The 17,213-nt window shown below is 47.7% G+C and carries 12 protein-coding genes; 4 read left to right on the top strand and 8 right to left on the bottom strand.

Annotated elements, in window-relative coordinates; all coding sequences use genetic code 11:
- The first annotated feature begins 62 nt into the window (after positions 1–62).
- Positions 63–5,723 carry a PAS domain S-box protein gene (locus IQ270_RS08280; RefSeq protein WP_228056170.1) on the top strand — a complete coding sequence of 1,887 codons (5,661 nt, stop codon included), beginning with the start codon at positions 63–65 and terminating at the stop codon, positions 5,721–5,723.
- 475 nt (positions 5,724–6,198) lie between these two features.
- On the opposite strand, the gene IQ270_RS08275 is transcribed toward IQ270_RS08280, so the two are convergent.
- From IQ270_RS08275 to IQ270_RS08265, 3 genes are all read right to left on the bottom strand, one after another.
- Positions 6,199–6,738, bottom strand: a complete 540-nt coding sequence (locus IQ270_RS08275; RefSeq protein ID WP_193972753.1) for a GIY-YIG nuclease family protein — start codon at positions 6,736–6,738, stop codon at positions 6,199–6,201.
- A 66-nt stretch (positions 6,739–6,804) separates the two neighbouring features.
- Positions 6,805–7,131, bottom strand: a complete 327-nt coding sequence (locus IQ270_RS08270) for a hypothetical protein (RefSeq protein WP_193972752.1) — start codon at positions 7,129–7,131, stop codon at positions 6,805–6,807.
- Positions 7,132–7,171: 40 nt separating this feature from the next.
- Positions 7,172–7,363 carry a hypothetical protein gene (locus IQ270_RS08265; protein ID WP_193972751.1) on the bottom strand — a complete coding sequence of 64 codons (192 nt, stop codon included), beginning with the start codon at positions 7,361–7,363 and terminating at the stop codon, positions 7,172–7,174.
- Positions 7,364–7,436: 73 nt separating this feature from the next.
- On the opposite strand from IQ270_RS08265, the gene IQ270_RS08260 reads away from it, so the two are divergent.
- Positions 7,437–8,234 (top strand): hypothetical protein, encoded by a 798-nt coding sequence (locus IQ270_RS08260; protein WP_193972750.1) that lies wholly within the window; start codon positions 7,437–7,439, stop codon positions 8,232–8,234.
- Positions 8,235–8,439: 205 nt separating this feature from the next.
- Here IQ270_RS08260 and IQ270_RS08255 read toward each other — a convergent pair whose 3' ends face one another.
- Positions 8,440–9,285, bottom strand: a complete 846-nt coding sequence (locus IQ270_RS08255) for a sulfite exporter TauE/SafE family protein (protein ID WP_193972749.1) — start codon at positions 9,283–9,285, stop codon at positions 8,440–8,442.
- 109 nt (positions 9,286–9,394) lie between these two features.
- Positions 9,395–10,237, bottom strand: a complete 843-nt coding sequence (locus tag IQ270_RS08250) for a pentapeptide repeat-containing protein (protein ID WP_193972748.1) — start codon at positions 10,235–10,237, stop codon at positions 9,395–9,397.
- A gap of 376 nt (positions 10,238–10,613) precedes the next feature.
- Between IQ270_RS08250 and ilvD the strand changes: the two genes are divergently transcribed.
- Complete coding sequence (ilvD, locus tag IQ270_RS08245) at positions 10,614–12,299, top strand: dihydroxy-acid dehydratase (RefSeq protein ID WP_193972747.1); 1,686 nt, start codon at positions 10,614–10,616, stop codon at positions 12,297–12,299.
- Positions 12,300–12,348: 49 nt separating this feature from the next.
- On the opposite strand, the gene IQ270_RS08240 is transcribed toward ilvD, so the two are convergent.
- The 3 genes from IQ270_RS08240 to IQ270_RS30800 all read right to left on the bottom strand — a co-directional run bounded on the left by IQ270_RS08240 (position 12,349) and on the right by IQ270_RS30800 (position 14,816).
- Positions 12,349–12,879, bottom strand: a complete 531-nt coding sequence (locus tag IQ270_RS08240) for a DUF937 domain-containing protein (protein WP_193972746.1) — start codon at positions 12,877–12,879, stop codon at positions 12,349–12,351.
- 395 nt (positions 12,880–13,274) lie between these two features.
- A complete protein-coding gene (locus IQ270_RS08235; protein WP_228056169.1) occupies positions 13,275–14,567 on the bottom strand; it encodes a sensor histidine kinase in 1,293 nt (430 codons plus the stop codon).
- 24 nt (positions 14,568–14,591) lie between these two features.
- A complete protein-coding gene (locus tag IQ270_RS30800) occupies positions 14,592–14,816 on the bottom strand; it encodes a hypothetical protein (protein WP_228056168.1) in 225 nt (74 codons plus the stop codon).
- 629 nt (positions 14,817–15,445) lie between these two features.
- On the opposite strand from IQ270_RS30800, the gene IQ270_RS08230 reads away from it, so the two are divergent.
- A complete protein-coding gene (locus IQ270_RS08230) occupies positions 15,446–17,077 on the top strand; it encodes a YcjF family protein (protein ID WP_193972745.1) in 1,632 nt (543 codons plus the stop codon).
- Positions 17,078–17,213 lie beyond the last annotated feature (136 nt).

The following is a 17,213-nucleotide window of genomic DNA, read 5'->3' as shown; positions in this document are numbered from 1 at the left end:
TGAGTGTTGACTGTTGACTGTTGACTGTTGACTGTTGACTGTTGACTGTTGACTGTTGACTGTTGACTTCCGTAAATCTGTCTCTGGGAAGATGGCATATCCCAGACAAATCTGGTTTGGTATATACAAATCTTATTATTAATTTTAACAATATTGTTTCAGCAGCAGAAGAAATAGTGCGATCGCGCCATCGCTACAGGTTAACAAAAATGAGTCGGTTTCAGGTCTTGCCCTTACCCCTTAAATCTTACAGCATTGCTACATTTAGCGCGGCCACGGCCTTACTGCTAACAACTCTCTTAGTCTTTGCATTCCAGGCAACTCCTGCAATATTACTTTTTGCCGCTGGAATGGTTGGCGCTTGGTATGTCGGCTTAAAGTCTGCTGAACAAGAACTAGAAATAGAACGCCAGATTATTTCAAAAGTAATTGACACGACGGCTTGCTTGATTGTAGTTCTTGACAGCCAAGGACGGATTGTCCGGTTCAACCAAGCTTGCGAAAAAACCACCGATTACTCGAGGGCAGAAGTGGTGGATAAATATGTTTGGGATTTGTTCTTAATTCCAGAAGAAATAAAGCCAGTGCAAACAGTTTTTAGCAAACTAAACTCGGAAAAATTTTACAGCAAATATCAAAATTATTGGCGAACTAAAAGTGGCGAGCAGCGCTTCATTTCTTGGTCTAATACAGTGATGCTCGATGGCGAGGGTTTAGTAGAATATGTGGTAGCAACTGGCATCGATATTACCGATCGCAAAACAGCAGAAATAGCCCTAGCTTCATCCTACACTGAGCTAGAAAACCGCGTCAAACAGCGGACGGCCGAACTGACAGTAGCGAAAGAAGCACTGCAAGCTCAAGAAGAACGATTTCGCTGCTTGAGTTCCTGTTCGCCGATGGGGATTTTCATGGCGGATTTCGAGGGGCGCTACACCTATGCAAACCCGCGCGCTCAGGCGATTTTTGGCTTGAGTTTGGCAGAACTTTTAGGAAACGGTTGGGAGAATTGCATTCACCCGGAAGACTGCGATCGCGTATTGAGTCGATGGCTGGATTATACTCGCGAAGGTGGGGAATATGCGATCGAATATCGCCTGCAAACAGCAGAAGAGATTGTCCGCTGGATTAACGTTTGTTCCTCGCCGATGTTCTCCGACTCCGGCGAACTCATCGGATACGTGGGCACTGTGCGAGATGTCACCGAAAGACAACAAGCGCAAGCAGCTTTGTCTAGTAGCGAACAGCAACTGAGAACGCTGCTAGAAAATACGCCAGATATGATTATCCGCACGGACAAAGAACTGCGTTATATTTATGTCAATCAAGCAGTTGCCAGAAGCCAAGGAAAACCAGTTTCATTTTTTCTGGGAAAAACCAGTCAAGAACTAGGAATGCCGCCAGAACAGTGCCAGATGTGGGATGAAACCCTGCACAAAGTCTTAGAAACAGGTAGAGAAGAAATTATAGAATTTCAGGCGCAATCAACCGAGGGTATCAGAAGTTATCAATCTCGCGTAGTTCCAGAATTTGACAAAGAGGGCGTACCAGAATCGGCATTGATTGTCGCCCGCGATATCACAGAACTAAAAGTTGCAGAAACTCAAAGATTGCAGTTGACAATCGAGCTAGCAGCTCGAGAAAAAGCGGAAAAAGAACAGCAGCGAGCGGCATTTTTAGCAGAAGCGAGCAAAATCCTGACTGCTACATTTGACGGGGAAACGGTGCTGCAAAAGGTCGCAGAATTAGCAGTAAATTCGATCGCTGACGGGTGCTGCATTCATTTGATCGAAACCGACTCAAAAGTGCGCCTCGCAGCTGTAGCTCACGCCCAAGCCTCTGCGGTTGATATTCTGAATAAGTTGACAATCCGTAGTCCGATCGCCCCTGATGCTGTTAATGGCTATCCGCTGGTAATTCGCACCGGAAAATCGGAACTAATTGCCGAAGTGGATGAGGAGATTTTAGCAGCAGCAGCCGAAGATACAGCAGAAATGGAAACATTGCGCTCGCTCGATCTCGGCTCCCACGCTTGTGTACCGATCTTAGCCCGCGGGCGGGTAATGGGTGCTGTTACCTGCTTTACATCTAAATCTGGTAGTCGCTACAATTCCCAAGACATGGCAATGTTAGAAGATTTAGCATACCATGTCGCTTTTGCCCTAGACAATGCCAGACTTTATGCAGAAGCGCAACAAGCACTATCTCAAACAGCGCAATCGTTTGCCTTAATTGACTCGCTCCTAGAAGCATCTCCCCTGGCGATTTGCTTTCTCGATCGCGAAATGCGCTTCATCCGCATCAATCAAGTGTTAGCAGAACTCAACGGTTTGTCTGCCGCGCAGCATCTCGGTAAAGACTTCCGCCAATTGTTCCCAGAATCTGCCCCCAAATTTGCATTAATAATTCAGCAAGTTCTCGACTCCGGCGAATCGGTTTTAAACGTAGAAATTAGCGGCGAAAATCGTGGAAAACAAGGAGAGTTCGGCTATTGGCTCGCCAACTACTACCCAGTCAAAAATGAAAGGGGAGAAATCATCGGCGCGGGTATAATTCTCGCAGATATTACCGCGGCAAAACAAACCGAAATAGCTTTGAAAGAAAGCGAAAAACGCTTCCGCAGCGTGGTAGAATCTAACATGATGGGCATCGGTTTCTGGGATGCGGGCGGTCAAATTACTGAAGCTAACGACGCTTTCTTGGAAATGATCGGATATACCAGAGCAGAGTTAGTTTCGGGACAGATCCGCTGGCTGGATCTCACGCCGCCGGAATATGCAGAACTCGATCGCGTCGCTGTAGCGCAAGTCGCAGCCGCAGGAAGTTGCGAGCCTTATGAAAAAGAATTCATCCGCAAAGATGGGACGCGCTTCCCAATTTTTATCGGTGCCGGAATTTTGGAAGGATCCACAGACAAAGGATCGTTCTTCGTGTTCGATATCACCGATCGCAAACAAGCCCAAAACCAGATCCGAGAAAACGAAACACGCATTCGCCGCCAACTAGCAGAACTCGACTTAGTTTACAACACCACACCAGTCGGGCTGTGCTTTGTCGATACCAATTTGCGCTACATCCGCATGAACGAATGCCTCGCTCAGATCAACGGCCGATCGATCGCCGAGCACCTCGGGCGCACCGTCAGAGAAGCGATACCGGAACTTGCCGATCTGGTAGAGCCGATTTACCGCCAAGTGCTCGCTACGCAAACCCCCGTGCTCGACTTGGAACTTAAGGCCGCAACCCTTCAACAGCCGGGAGTTGTGCGGGATTGGCAAGTCAGCTTTTACCCCGTGTGCGATGAATGGGGAACGCTGTTGGGTGTCAGCAGCGTAGTTGCCGAAATCACCGATCGCAACCAAGCAAAACGGGTAATCCAGCAAAGCGAAGCTTTATTTCGGAGGCTGTTAGATTCCAATATTTTCGGAGTTGCGATCGGAGATTTTAGCGGCCGCATCGCCTACGCCAACGACTGCCTGCTGAACATGGTGGGCTACACCCGATCGGACTTGCTCTCGGGTCAAATGCGCTGGGACAGGATGACCCCCTCCGAATACCTGCACCTCGACGCCAAGGCGGCCGGGGAACTGCGGGCATCGGGAGTCGCAACTCCTTTCAAGAAAGAGTACATCCGCAAAGACGGCAGCCGCGTGCCGCTGCTGATGGGCGGGACGACTTTGTGCCCGGACAAGGGCGAACCAGAGACGATCGTCGCATTTTACATCGACTTGACCGAAGTCTCCCGAGTGGAAGCAGAACTCAAAAACAATCAAGAACGGCTGCAAATCGCTCAGCAAGCAGGCAAAATCGGAACTTTTGAATGGAACGTCGAAACCGACGAACTCGCGTGTACGCCGGAGTTAGAGGCTTTGTACGGACTACCAGTCGGCGGTTTCGACAGCAGCTATCAGAATTTGCTGGCAATGGTGCATCCAGACGATCGCGCTTTCACTCAACAGCAGTTGCAGGCGGCCGCAGCATCCGGGGAAGAATTAAACATTGAGTTCCGCATCTGCCGCCCAGACAGCAGCGTCGGCTGGATTGCTTGCAGGGCTAAGGTGTTTCAGAACGACCGGGGTTTGCCCCAGCGGGCGATCGGGGTGAACGTGGATATCACCGATCGCAAACAAGCAGAAGCAGCGCGATCGGAAACCAACCAAACTTTGGAAGCTTTGATCCAAGCTTGTCCCCTAGGAATTACCGTTGTTAGCGCCGACGACGGGATTGTGAAAATGTGGAACCCAGCCGCCGAGAGGATTTTTGGCTGGTCAGAATCAGAGGTGACAGGTCAATTTTTGCCCTCCATTCCCGCAGACAAGCGGGAGGAATTCAGCGCTAAGTTGCAAAAAATTAGTCAAGGAAAGGCGATCGCGGGCATGGAAACCCAGCGCCAACGGAAAGACGGTACCTCGATCGACATCGGTTTGTGGGCAACTCCAGTCCGCGACGCTAAAGGCAACATAAACTGTATGTCGATCGTCGCCGACATCAGCGATCGCAAGCAAGTCGAGGCAGAACTCGCTCAGTTGCTCGATCGCGAACAAGCAGCCAGGGCCCAAGCAGAAGCCATCAACGGCCTGAAAGACGAGTTTCTCGCCACGCTTTCCCACGAACTCCGCACGCCTCTCAACGCGATTCTGGGCTGGGCGCAGATACTCCGCAGCCGCCCGTACACGGAAAATTCTTTAGCTTGCGGTTTGGAAGCGATCGAGCGTCAGTCAAGGGTACAGGCGCAGCTAGTCGAAGATTTGCTCGACGTTTCCCGGATTATTCAAGGCAAGCTAGCGATCAAACCCGGCTGGTTCGTCATGTCAAAGACGATCGAAATTGCTCTGAGTTCAGTCATGTTCGCCGCCCAGGCTAAGTCTGTCACGGTTTCTTCTGAATTAGACCCCGCAGTCAGTTTGATGTGGGGCGATAACCAGAGGTTGCAGCAGGTAGTCTCGAATTTGCTGACAAACGCCGTCAAGTTTACGCCAGCGGGCGGAACCGTGAAACTGCGTTTGTCGGCGCTAGCTGTGGCTGATTCCCCATCGCCCAATTACCTGCAAATTAGTGTCAGCGATACCGGAAAAGGCATTTCTGCCGAGTTTCTGCCCTACGTGTTCGATCGCTTCCGACAAGCAGACGGCTCAATTACAAGGGCTGACAGCGGTTTGGGACTGGGATTGGCGATCGTCCGGCACTTGGTGGAACTCCACGGCGGCACTGTAAGCGCCGAAAGTCCAGGTAAAGACAGGGGTGCGACATTCACCGTCATGCTGCCGCTCAAACAGCGGAGCCGTCAGCAGCGACAGTTGAGAGAGGAAAAGAAAGCCCCTCAAATGCGTCCGGCGGCGATGTTGGCCGGTTTAAAAGTGTTAGTTGTTGACGACGAACCCGACAACCGGGAGTTTTTGATTGTGGCCCTCGAACAGTGGGGGGCGCAGGCGACAGCCGCTGCTTCGGCTGACGAGGCGATCGACATTTTGCAGCAGTCGCCGCCGGATATTCTAGTCAGCGACATCGGGATGCCCGTTGAGGACGGCTACTCGCTGATCGGCAAAGTGCGATCGTCCGAATCTGACAAAATCAAGCGCTTGCCGGCGGTAGCGCTGACAGCTTATGCTAGCCAACAAGACCGAGATCGGGCGATCGCGGCCGGTTACGACGAACATTTAGCAAAGCCGATCGATCCGGCTCGATTCGCCGCCGTTTTAGCAAAGTTAACAAATTCGCAGTAAGGTCGATCGAACCCACAAATAATATCATTTCCCTATTGTCAAATCCACTCAACAACCACCGATTCATATCGTTTCCGGTTGCATCGGAATGATTTAACCTTACTAGAACACAGAGAACACAGAGAGATCAGAGAGAAATGAATACAGGACGATGCTAACGGAAATGATATCATCTGCCACTAAAATCAATCTCATTCATCTGCGTGAATCTGCGTTCATCTGCCCGTATCTGCGGTAAAAAAAAAGATAATTTTGCAACCGCAGATGACAATTGATAAACGCCGATTCACGCAGATTCCCTATTGTCAAATCCACTCAACAACCACCGAATCATCTTCCACCAAAATCAATCTCATTCATCTGCGTTCATCTGCGTTCATCTGTCCGTATCTGCGGTAAAAAAAAAGATAATTTCTGAACCGCAGATGACAATTGATAGACGCTGATGCACGCAGATGCAGAGAACAGAATAAGATTACTTTAAATCCAGCAATCCGCTAGTTTTCAACTTGGGATTAAACCGGATTTCTTCAGTTACACCGCGAGCTTTGAGCAGCGATAAAATTTCATTTTCCACCCGGCGCGCTACATTTTTTAGCAATTTATCTTTAGCAAGTTCATCGGCGACAATACCTTCATAATTTGCCACTTCTTGGGCCGTCATCACAGTTTTGGTGTCGATGGGATCGTTCCACTTGGCCGCACCCGCACCGTTACCCTCCGGCTGCGAGCCGTTTTCAGCAATCCAACTCGATCGGATGTTTTCTAGTATAGTGCGGCTGGGTCGATCTATAATTTGAACTTTCAACCAATAGCAATATTCGGTTTGGCGTACCAAATGCTGTTTCAGGCTGAGGTAAGTATCGCGAGAATAGCCGACAAATTGCAGCACTTTCTCGCTGTCAAAAATTGCATAAACGCCGATTTTTCCCTGAACAAACTCGGGCAATTTTCCCTCTGAGTCAATGTACGGAAAGAATTCTAAGCTGGCGAGAGGGTGAATGTCTTCTGTCATCCGATTTTAGATTTTAGATTTTAGATTTTAGATTTTAGATTAAACCACAAATTAACCCACCTTTACCTAACTCTTAAAAACGCGATAAACGGCACAGAGGCGGCTGGGTTTAAATATTTTGGCTTGGAACATGAAATTGGGCGGGACGTTGACGATCGCAAAATCGATCGATTCGTGATACTTTTCAAATTCAGCAGGCATTCCCTTCGGCGTGTCGCTACTGTAGGGTACTGGCACAAAAAGTAACTCAGCAAACTCAATCCGCGAACACTGCAATTGCACCGCTACTTGTTGGAGAAAGTTTTCACCCGTTAACAAACCGAACAGTGCAGCTTTAGCATTCGGTTCGAGGACAAAACTGTTATCGTAGCTTTGAATAATCTTGAGACCCATTTTATATATACTCCTGACAGACAGCCGCGCATTCTGCATTTTACCCGACAGCGGCCGCTTTGAGGACACTCACGCTCATCCGTCGGCCTTCGGCAGAAGTCACAGGATTTGAGATGTTAGATTGGAGATTGGGGAAGATATACTCAGCCAGCGGGTTGGGAACTTCGCGAAAGTTGGATTCTTTGTTGAAACCAGTGTCAATAAACCTCTGACAATCCCGAAAATTTGACAAAGAGCCCAGATTTATTTGCCGATCGCTTTTATCATGTCCCTATCGCCATCTATCAGACTACGACTAAAAGGCTATGCAGAAAATTGAAAAAGCATCATTCCCAGCTTTGAAAAATTCCACGAACCAGCCGGATTGGCTAGAATTGGCAGAGTACGCCTCTGTTGCCGGTTCAGCGATTGGCACGATTGCTGCGGGATTGTCAGGGCAAATTCTCTACGCGGCAGCCCCCTTAACCGCAGCCATATCGCTGAATATCGCCAATCGCCAGCGTTTCGAGCAACAAATGCAACTAAAGGCAAATTCTGCGCTCGCGGAGCTACAGGCCGCAGCAGAAGGTCGATCGCGGCAAATTCAGCTTCTACCTGGAGAACCTGCGGAACTCTACACCGCCGTCTCCGACTTGAAACAAAAACTCCTCGGCTTGGAATCGAGCGCCATCGCCGAGTTGCAAGCTGCCGTAGCATCCCTCGAACGCCAAGCGCAGGCGCTACCTGCCGATTCTGATGAACTCTACGCCATCCTGTCGGATTTGCAGCAAAAACTCGGGTTTTTGGAAAATAGCGCCCTCACAGAGCATGATTGGGGAAATGTCAACGTCCGATTTTTATTGATGGACGAAAAGTTAACTGAGGTGAAAACTATTACAGCTCAGTTGCAGGAGCAATCCACCCAAGTAGATTTGAATGAAATTCAAGGCTCTGTGAAACAATTGCAGGATTTGCTCGATCGACCGACAATAGACGCAGCCACACTCCAAACCGAGATTCAGCATTTGCAGCAGCAAGTTTCCCAATTGCAGCAGCAAAATCAAGAAATTGTCAAGCCTTATTTACAGCGTCTGACTCGCGCCATCAAGAAACTCAGTCAGTAGTCAGTAGTCAACAGTCATTAGTCATTAGTTATTGGTTAGTTGTTATTGGTTATTGGTTATTGGTTATTGGTTAGTTGTTATTGGTTGTTTGCTATTGGTTATTGGTTAGTTGCTACGAATTTCCAATTTCCAATTCTCAATTCCCAATAACAACTAACAAATAACAACTAACAACTAACAGTTAACAGTCAGCAGCCAACAGTCATTACCCATGACTAAATTTTTGCCAAGCTTGCCAGAAAATATAAATCGAGAGAATTGCCAAGAGCGATCGAAAAGCTAAACTAATAGTGCGATCGGGCAATCTCGGCAAAAACCGGGTGCTGATTTGCGCTCCCAACAAACCGCCGCCGCCCAGAATCAACCCCACAACCCACAAAACATTCCCGCGCGCCGCGTGTCCCGCCGTCGCCGAAATTGCCGTAATCACGATGACTCCCAAGCTGGTTTGAATAGCCGTTTTAATGCTTTCCCCTAACAGCAAAATTTGCAGGGGAACCATAATTACGCCGCCGCCTACCCCGAACAAACCCGCTAATAAACCCGCTGCACTGCCAGTTGCAATTTTAGCAAAAGTTGGATTGTATAAAATATTTGAATTCTTGGGTAATTCGCGATCTGTAATTAATAACTGAGCATTTTCTGGTTGTTCCCCTTGTTCTACTTCCGCTTTCTTCTTAGCTGTCAGGCGCTTGCGAACTTCAATTAAATAAATATTTATCCATAACAACAATCCAAAACAAACTAACAATAAATAAGGTGGAAATATTCCAGCAAAATAAGCACCGATTTGTGCGGTGATGACGGCGGGAAATCCGATGCCTGCGACTTGACTCAAACTGAGATAGCCCATCCGCCAATTCTGGATGCTACCAGAAAGAGCTGTAATGACGATCGACAAACCGCTAGTAGCAACCGCTTGCACCGGGGCGTAATTGAGAGCCACCAACAAAGGCACCAGCACCGTACCGCCACCGATACCCAAAAATCCCGCTAGAATTCCGGCAAAAAGTCCGGATGCACCCAAAATCAATAATTCAGTGATACTCATTAGTCATTAGTCATTAGTCCGCAGTCAGTAGTCAGCAGTCAACAGTCAACAGTCAACAGTCAACAATTCCCCAGTCAACAGTCAACAGTCAACAGTTAACAATCAAATTTTAAGAATCATTAGTTGTGCCGTCTGGCATAATTGCCCGCCTCAAATCTGCATCGCGGAAGTTCGTTCGATTGAGATTAGCATCAATCAAAACCGCTTCGATCAAAACAGCCCCGCTAAAATTAGACCAGCACAGCTTGGCCCGGTACAAATTAGCACCGCTCAAGTTAGCCCCGCGCAGGGTTGACCAACTCACATTGGCAACTCTCAAATTAGCATTGCTCAGATTAGCATTGCTCAGATTAGCTCCAACCATCGTTACTTGGCGCAAGTCTGCACCAGTCAGGTTTGCCCCGCTCAGCATTGCCCCGCTCAGAATTGCCTGAGTCAGGTTAGCTCTTTCTAACAGCGATTCGCTGAGGATAGCATTTGTCAGGTTTACCGCTTTGAGAGTTGACCAACTCAAATTTGCCTTCATCAAATTAGTGCGAATCATGCTAGCGTTGGTTAAGTTGGCAGCAAACAAATTCCCTTCGGTAAAGTTAGCTTCGGTCAAATTAGCTTCCGTCAAGTTAGCCTTGCTCATGTTGACTTCTCTGGCCATTGAGCCGCGCAGGTTGGCTCCCATCAGGTTAGCCCCGCTGAGATTGGCCCCGCTCAAATCAGTACCGATCAGATTTGCTTCGCTGAGGTTGGCTTCCGTCATGTCCACCCCTCCCAATTTCACCTCGCGCAAGTTCGTTCCCGTCAGGTTAGCGCCTTTGAGATTGGCGTCTTGGAAATTCCCTCTGGTAAAATTAGCCTCGCTCAGGTTTACCCCTTTTAAGTCGGCACCGGCGAGGTTAATCTCTCGAAAAATTCTTTCTCCGGCCGCATATTGCCTCAAAATTTGATCGGCCTCCATGTCATTCGCCTCGCAATTTTTTTTCAAACGTTAGAGTGATGGGTTTTACCACATCATCCCAGATAACCACGGTATTCACCTTGCACGGTGCAGTATCGGTAGAATCTTTGCACTCTGCTTTCCTGGCACTGCTGTGCGAATCTATTCTATAGGGCCTCACAAATGTCAGCGATTCTGAGAGAATCAAAAATAAGGTAAATATATCAGCAGTCAGCAGTCAAGACTATTTCAGATTTTAAATTTGAAATGAGAGATGCGAATGACTGACTGGATATAGGTTTAGGGCTTGTATACAGTTGTATTGTTTTTGGGAAACTGGTATGAGAGCAACTGACGGCTGACTGCTTTTCCCACCACTGATAAAGGATGTTTGAGAATGCCTGAAAATTTGAGAAGCCAAGCTGTGACTGGAGGCGTACAGCGCGCGCCCAACCGAGCAATGTTGCGGGCCGTCGGTTTTGGCGATGCCGATTTCACTAAGCCCATTGTGGGCATTGCTAACGGGTACAGCACGATTACGCCCTGCAATATGGGATTGAACGACCTGGCTTTGCGGGCTATTTCGGCTGCGCGGGAAGCTGGGGCGATGCCGCAGATGTTCGGTACGATTACGATCAGCGACGGGATCTCGATGGGAACTCAAGGGATGAAATATTCTCTGGTGTCGAGAGATGTAATTGCTGATTCGATAGAAACTGTTTGCAATGGCCAAAGTATGGACGGTGTACTGGCTGTGGGCGGCTGCGACAAGAATATGCCGGGGGCGATGATTGCGATCGCCCGGATGAACATTCCTGCTATTTTTGTCTACGGCGGCACGATCAAACCCGGACACCACAACGGACGAGATTTAACCGTGGTCAGCGCTTTTGAAGCTGTTGGTCAATTTAGCGCGGGCAAAATTGACGAAGCAGAACTGAATGCAGTGGAACATAAAGCTTGTCCGGGTGCCGGTTCTTGTGGCGGAATGTTCACGGCAAATACGATGTCGAGCGCTTTTGAAGCAATGGGGATGAGCTTGCCCTATTCTTCGACAATGGCTGCTGAGGATGCCGAAAAAGCTGACAGCGCGGCCGAATCTGCAAAAGTTGTAGTAGAGGCGATTCGCCAACAGTTGTTACCCAGCCAGATTTTAACTCGCAAAGCTTTTGAAAATGCGATCGCGGTAATTATGGCGATCGGCGGTTCAACCAACGCTGTGCTGCATTTATTGGCCATTTCAAATGCGATCGGCGTTGAACTTGCTCTCGACGATTTTGAAACAATTCGAGCCAAAGTGCCGGTGCTGTGCGACCTCAAACCAAGCGGCAAATACGTAGCAACCGATTTGCACAAAGCCGGCGGCATTCCGCAAGTAATGAAAATGCTTTTGGAACAAGGTTTGCTGCACGGCGACGCGCTGACAATTACCGGACAAACTATTGCTGAAGTGTTGGCAGATATTCCACTCGAACCCCGCACCGACCAAGATGTAATTCGCCCTTGGAACAACCCGATGTACGCCCAAGGACATTTAGCAATTCTGCGGGGAAATCTGGCAACAGAAGGAGCCGTTGCTAAAATTACCGGCATTAAAAAAACACAAATTACTGGTCCGGCGCGAGTATTTGAATCTGAAGAAAATTGTTTGGATGCAATCTTAGCCGGCAAAATTCAAGCCGGAGACGTGATTGTCGTCCGCTACGAAGGGCCCAAAGGCGGGCCGGGAATGCGCGAAATGTTAGCACCAACTTCGGCAATTATTGGCGCAGGTTTGGGCGATTCTGTCGGGTTAATTACTGACGGTCGCTTCTCGGGCGGGACTTACGGCATGGTGGTGGGTCACGTTGCGCCCGAGGCGCAAGTTGGCGGCACAATTGCTTTGGTAAATGAGGGCGATTCAATTACGATCGATGCTAAGAATCGGTTGTTACAGCTTAATGTTGCTGATGCAGAATTGGAGCAGCGCAGGGCTCTTTGGCAGCCTCCTAAACCTCGCTATACTAAGGGCGTTTTGGCTAAATACGCTAAGTTGGTTTCTTCTAGCAGTGTCGGTGCTGTGACTGATTTGGGTTTGGGTTAAAGTAGGAGTTTTTGTAACCGCTGATATCTGCGGTTACAAACATCCCAAATTAACTGCGCTGATTCAGAAAGCGGCTGGCCATCGACATTGCGTCAGCAATATCTACGTCGCCGTCTCCATCGGCATCTAAAAACGTATGCAAAACGGGATTTTGGCCTTGGGCTGGATTTTGAGAGTTGCCGCCGGTTTGCAGCAAATTCAGCAGGAGCGGCACCAAAACAGGTATCATTGCTTGGACTGTGGTGTTATTCAAACCGGTTCTTTGGGCGATATCCTGAATTATTTGAGCTAACTGGTTGTTTCCAAACAAACTTTGCACTGCTTGCGGATTGGGATTTGTGCCGCTAAATTGGTTGACAACTTGTTGAGCTTGTGCTTCTCCTGAGTTCGATCGCACGTCTTGCAATGCCGATCGCACGTGTCCGCCCAAAACCGACATCGCCAACTGAGTCGTGCCCGCATCCACGCCCTGGCTGCCGCTCAACTGCTGTACCGCACCCAGAATGTTGCCCAACTGATTGGGACTGGCTTGTTGGTTGGGATTGTCGATCGCGTTCAAAATTTGGTCAAATAGTCCCATGATTTTCGCTCTTTGCTGTAGTTGTTCCACTCTAGATTAACCCATCACCAGTTGCAAAATTACCAATTACAGAACTTATATCAAGTTCTGGTAGTTACTTATAATATTCGACCGAGACGGGTTTACGCTTATTGTTGGTTTGAGGCAATTATTGACAGGTTAACCCAATTCCCAATAACTAATGACTGCTATAGCAATCCTAAAAAATTTGAAAAGTCCTACGCAAGCAAGATACTTGCACTACAAAGATTCGGGTCTAAATCGATTTTGCTGCTGATTTAGGGCTGCTATAAATAATGACTAATGACTACTGACTACTGACTACGAAGAGGGCGGGCACAGGGGCATCGCCCCTACTGACTAATGACTACTGACTAATGACTAATGACTAATGACTAATAATGTTTAATCGGCAGGGCGATCGCAAATTCCGTACCCGTTCCCATCTCCGACCAAAAATTAATCGTCCCGCCGTGTTTCTTGACAATAATTTCGCGGCAGATTGCCAATCCCAAACCAGTACCTACACCCCTCGGTTTAGTCGTAAAGAACGTTTCAAACATTTTTTCTTGACTGGCCGCAGGTATTCCCGTACCGTTATCGGAAATTCGCACTACCACTGAGTCGTCGTCCAAGTATTCTGTAGCGATCGCAATCCGCGGCGAACAACTCGATTTATCCGGTTTTTTTGACTCCGAACCCGATTCTAGATTCGCCTCCTGAGAGCGAGTTTTTTCAAGTTTTGCTTTCTCTTCTACAGCATCTAGCGCATTGTTGAGAACGTTGACAAACACCTGGTAAAGCAAACCCATATAGCCTTCAACAGTCGGAAGTTCCCCGTAATTGCGTACCACTTCAACGCCCTGTTTGATCCGGCTGTTGAGAATCAGCAAACTGCTGTCTATGCAGGCGTGCAAATCGACTGGCCCAGGCGCTGGATCGTCGAGACGAGAAAAATATTTCAAACTTAAAATAATGGCTTTGGCTCTTTCGACACCGACTTGCATTGAGTTAAATATTTTTATCAAATCTTCTTGAAGAAAATCGATGTCTATTTCTTCTGCTTTCGCGCTTACAGCAGGAGGCGGGTTGGGGATTTCTGTTTCGTAAGTTTTGAGCAAATCTAAAATATCTTCAACGTAATTTTTGGCGGGCTCGATGTTGGCATAGATAAAATTGATTGGGTTGTTAACTTCGTGAGCAACACCGGCCAGCATCCGCCCCAAAGTTGCCATTTTCTCATTTTGAAGTATCTGACTTTGCTGTTTTGCTTTCAATTCTTCTAGCAAGTGATTTACTTTCTGAATCAGTTGGTTGAACGAATCTGCTAATACTCCTACTTCATCGGTGCTGGTAACTGGTACTTGCAACTGAAAATTAGATTCTTCTGTGACTCGCTGAGCTATTTTAGTTACAGCGGCGAGGGGTTTGCCGATCGCCCGACTGGTGAAGCTTCCCAGCAGTGCTGCAACTACGATCGACAGTACCATGCTACCAAAAATTATTTGCACTCGCAGCGTCTGCGCTCGCAGCAGGGCTTCCCGTGCTGCATCTTCTTGCAATGCGGCGCGATCAATTATTTCTGCTAAATCATTGGTCGCCTTATCTAATTCCTGCCCATTTTTATCTAGCTGGAAATTCGACAGCAACTTGCGTTTAACACTTTTTCTATCAGGCAAATCTGGCAAGTTACTGAGTTGAGCGTTAACTATTTATAGTTGCTGAATATAATTAGACAGGAGCGAATAGTAATTTTTTATCAATTCCTGTAAACCTACTGCCTGCTCCATCTTTTTCTGATTTTTTACTTCAGATAGCGACAACTTTAAACTGTAGATACTATTTTGTAGCTCTTGGTATTTCTTGTCAAATTCTTCTGGCTGTTCGAGCCAATAAATCAACCGCTGTTGGCTATTTTGCGTCCGCAGTAAAGCCACCTGCAACTTATTTAAAAGCTGAAACCTGGTTGTGATGTTTGAGCTGCATAGATGCGAACCTGTGAATAATTCACGCACTGATAATTGAGTCTAACTTAACTCGCGGATGATTAGAAGGTTCCACATTGATATTTGATGTGATAATTTTTGTGAATAAAGAGGCTAAGAGCCGGCTGAATAAACTTGGTTTCTCGTTTCCGGTTTCGGAGCTTCCAGGAGGCACTGGCGTAAAAAAACCTGGTTTCTGTGTACTTAATGTCACATTTGTTTGTTAATAAAAAAGTATTGCTAAACTGGCGATCGAATAAATCAGCGCGTAAATAAGTAGGTAGATGCAAATAAACCAGTCTGCAGTTCGGGCAGGTGATAAGCTGTAGCTAAGTTATCGTGCAAGCTACAATTACAGCAAGAGGGCGTTAGCGAAGCTTGCAGAAGAGGATCGCACTTGTCCGTCCCGCTGGCACTCAAATCCCCGTAAATCGGGATTTGCGGGCTCGCGCAGTACGATCCTCTTCTGCAAGCTTCGCTAACGGGCGCTTCAATATTTGAGATTTGAGATTTGCAATGACCGATCGCAATCGAAGTAATGTAAAAATCAAAGCATAACCCTTTTATTTGCCGCTCTCCTCATGCCTTTGCCGCGCCTGTTAACCTTAATTGCTGCTTTCTGCCTCACCCTGGGGCTGATTATTGGGCTGGTTAGTTCCTTAACAGGGCTTTACACTCAAGTTGCGTGGTCTAGTTCTGGGCTGTTGGCTAATTTGCTGATTTTTCTGATAATTGTACTTTTGGGAATCCTAATTTTTGCCCTTTTTTACTATTTTAGGCTGCTGCAACGCCCGGGAAAAGTTAAGGGAAAACAAGCGATTAATCCGAAGGTTCCTGTTGTCAAAAGTGAAGCTGCTTCGGAAAATCTTAAAGCGATTCGGCAGCAAGTCGATCGCATTCAAGATGAAGTAGCGCGGCAAGCTTTGCTGTTGAGAGCCCGCGAAATTGAAGCTAGCATGGCCCGCGGCAATGTTCGGATCGTGGTTTTCGGCACCGGTTCTGCGGGCAAAACTTCCGCTGTCAATGCGCTGGTGGGGCGGATGGCGGGACAGGTGGGCGCGCCGATGGGAACTACCGAAGTTGGAGAAACTTACACTCTTTCATTGAAAGGAATCGATCGAGAATTAGCAATTACTGATACCCCCGGCATCTTGGAAGCGGGAGTAGCGGGAACATATAGAGAGGAATTGGCGCGTCAGTTGGCGGCCCGGGCCGATTTGATCTTATTTGTTTTGGACGGCGATTTGCGTAAATCTGAGTACGAACCGCTGCGGACTTTGGCAGAAATTGGCAAAAGGTCGATCGTGGTTTTTAATAAAGTTGACCTTTATCCCGACAGCGACAGAGACGAAATTGTCACTAGATTGCGGCAGCGAGTCAAAGGTTTGGTGTCAGCAATGGATGTAGTTGCTATTAGCGCCAACCCGCAAAAAGTTGTACTAGAAAGCGGTACAATATTTCAACCAGACCCGGATATGATGCCATTAATTCGGCGCATCGCAGCAATTTTGCGAGCCGAAGGCGAAGACTTAATTGCCGACAATATTTTGCTGCAATCTCAGAACTTGGGAGAGCAAGCGCGCAAGTTAATTGACGCTCAAAGGCGGCGCGCTGCTGATAAAGTAGTAGAGCGCTTTCAATGGATCGGAGCTGGCGTAATTGCCGTAACACCTTTGCCCGTTGTAGATTTGTTAGCGACAGCAGCAGTTAACGCTCAAATGGTAGTAGAAATTGCCAAGATTTACGGCTGCGAAATAAATATCGATCGCGCCAAAGAATTGGCATTGTCTCTGGCCAAAACTCTGGCAAGTTTGGGAATAGTTGAAGGCGTAATTCAAATAGTATCCAGAGCCTTGCAATTAAGCGTAGCCGGGTTTGTTTTTGGCAAAGCAATTCAAGCAGTCAGCGCCGCTTATTTAACCAGAATTGCCGGAAAAAGTTTTATTGAATATTTTCGCCACGACCAAGATTGGGGCGACGGCGGCATCACCGAAGTCGTGCAAAGACAGTTTCAGTTAAACCGGAAAGACGAGTTTGTCAAAGCATTTGTCAAAGATGCGATCGCCCGCGTTGTCGAACCTCTGAACATTTATCAGCAACAAGAATCGGAACCCGAATTAGAAATATCAGCCGAAGTGGAACCAGAACCATTGTATCAGCACCCAGGCGACGATTGGGAAACTTACAACAACAAACGAAACGATGAATGGTAATTAGTCATTAGTCATTAGTCAGTAGTCATTGGGAATGGGGAATTGGGAATGGGGAATGGGGAATTGGGAATTGGGAATGGGGAATTGGGAATGGGGCATTGGGGAATTGGGCATTGCTAGCAACTGACTAATGACA

This window comes from Microcoleus sp. LEGE 07076, from assembly GCF_015207455.1.
GTDB lineage: Bacteria > Cyanobacteriota > Cyanobacteriia > Cyanobacteriales > Microcoleaceae > Microcoleus.
Note: the sequence above shows the minus strand (reverse complement) of the source record. Positions and strands in the feature narration are given on the sequence as shown.

What these genes read in the sequence shown, in the direction of transcription:
- IQ270_RS08230 (WP_193972745.1), top strand. Translation starts at nt 15,446, where the DNA reads ATGCCTTTGCCGCGCCTGTTAACCTTAATTGCTGCTTTCTGCCTCACC.
- IQ270_RS08275 (WP_193972753.1), bottom strand. Translation starts at nt 6,738, where the DNA reads ATGACAGAAGACATTCACCCTCTCGCCAGCTTAGAATTCTTTCCGTAC.
- IQ270_RS08260 (WP_193972750.1), top strand. Translation starts at nt 7,437, where the DNA reads ATGCAGAAAATTGAAAAAGCATCATTCCCAGCTTTGAAAAATTCCACG.
- IQ270_RS08250 (WP_193972748.1), bottom strand. Translation starts at nt 10,237, where the DNA reads ATGGAGGCCGATCAAATTTTGAGGCAATATGCGGCCGGAGAAAGAATT.
- ilvD (WP_193972747.1), top strand. Translation starts at nt 10,614, where the DNA reads ATGCCTGAAAATTTGAGAAGCCAAGCTGTGACTGGAGGCGTACAGCGC.
- IQ270_RS08255 (WP_193972749.1), bottom strand. Translation starts at nt 9,285, where the DNA reads ATGAGTATCACTGAATTATTGATTTTGGGTGCATCCGGACTTTTTGCC.
- IQ270_RS08240 (WP_193972746.1), bottom strand. Translation starts at nt 12,879, where the DNA reads ATGGGACTATTTGACCAAATTTTGAACGCGATCGACAATCCCAACCAA.
- IQ270_RS08270 (WP_193972752.1), bottom strand. Translation starts at nt 7,131, where the DNA reads ATGGGTCTCAAGATTATTCAAAGCTACGATAACAGTTTTGTCCTCGAA.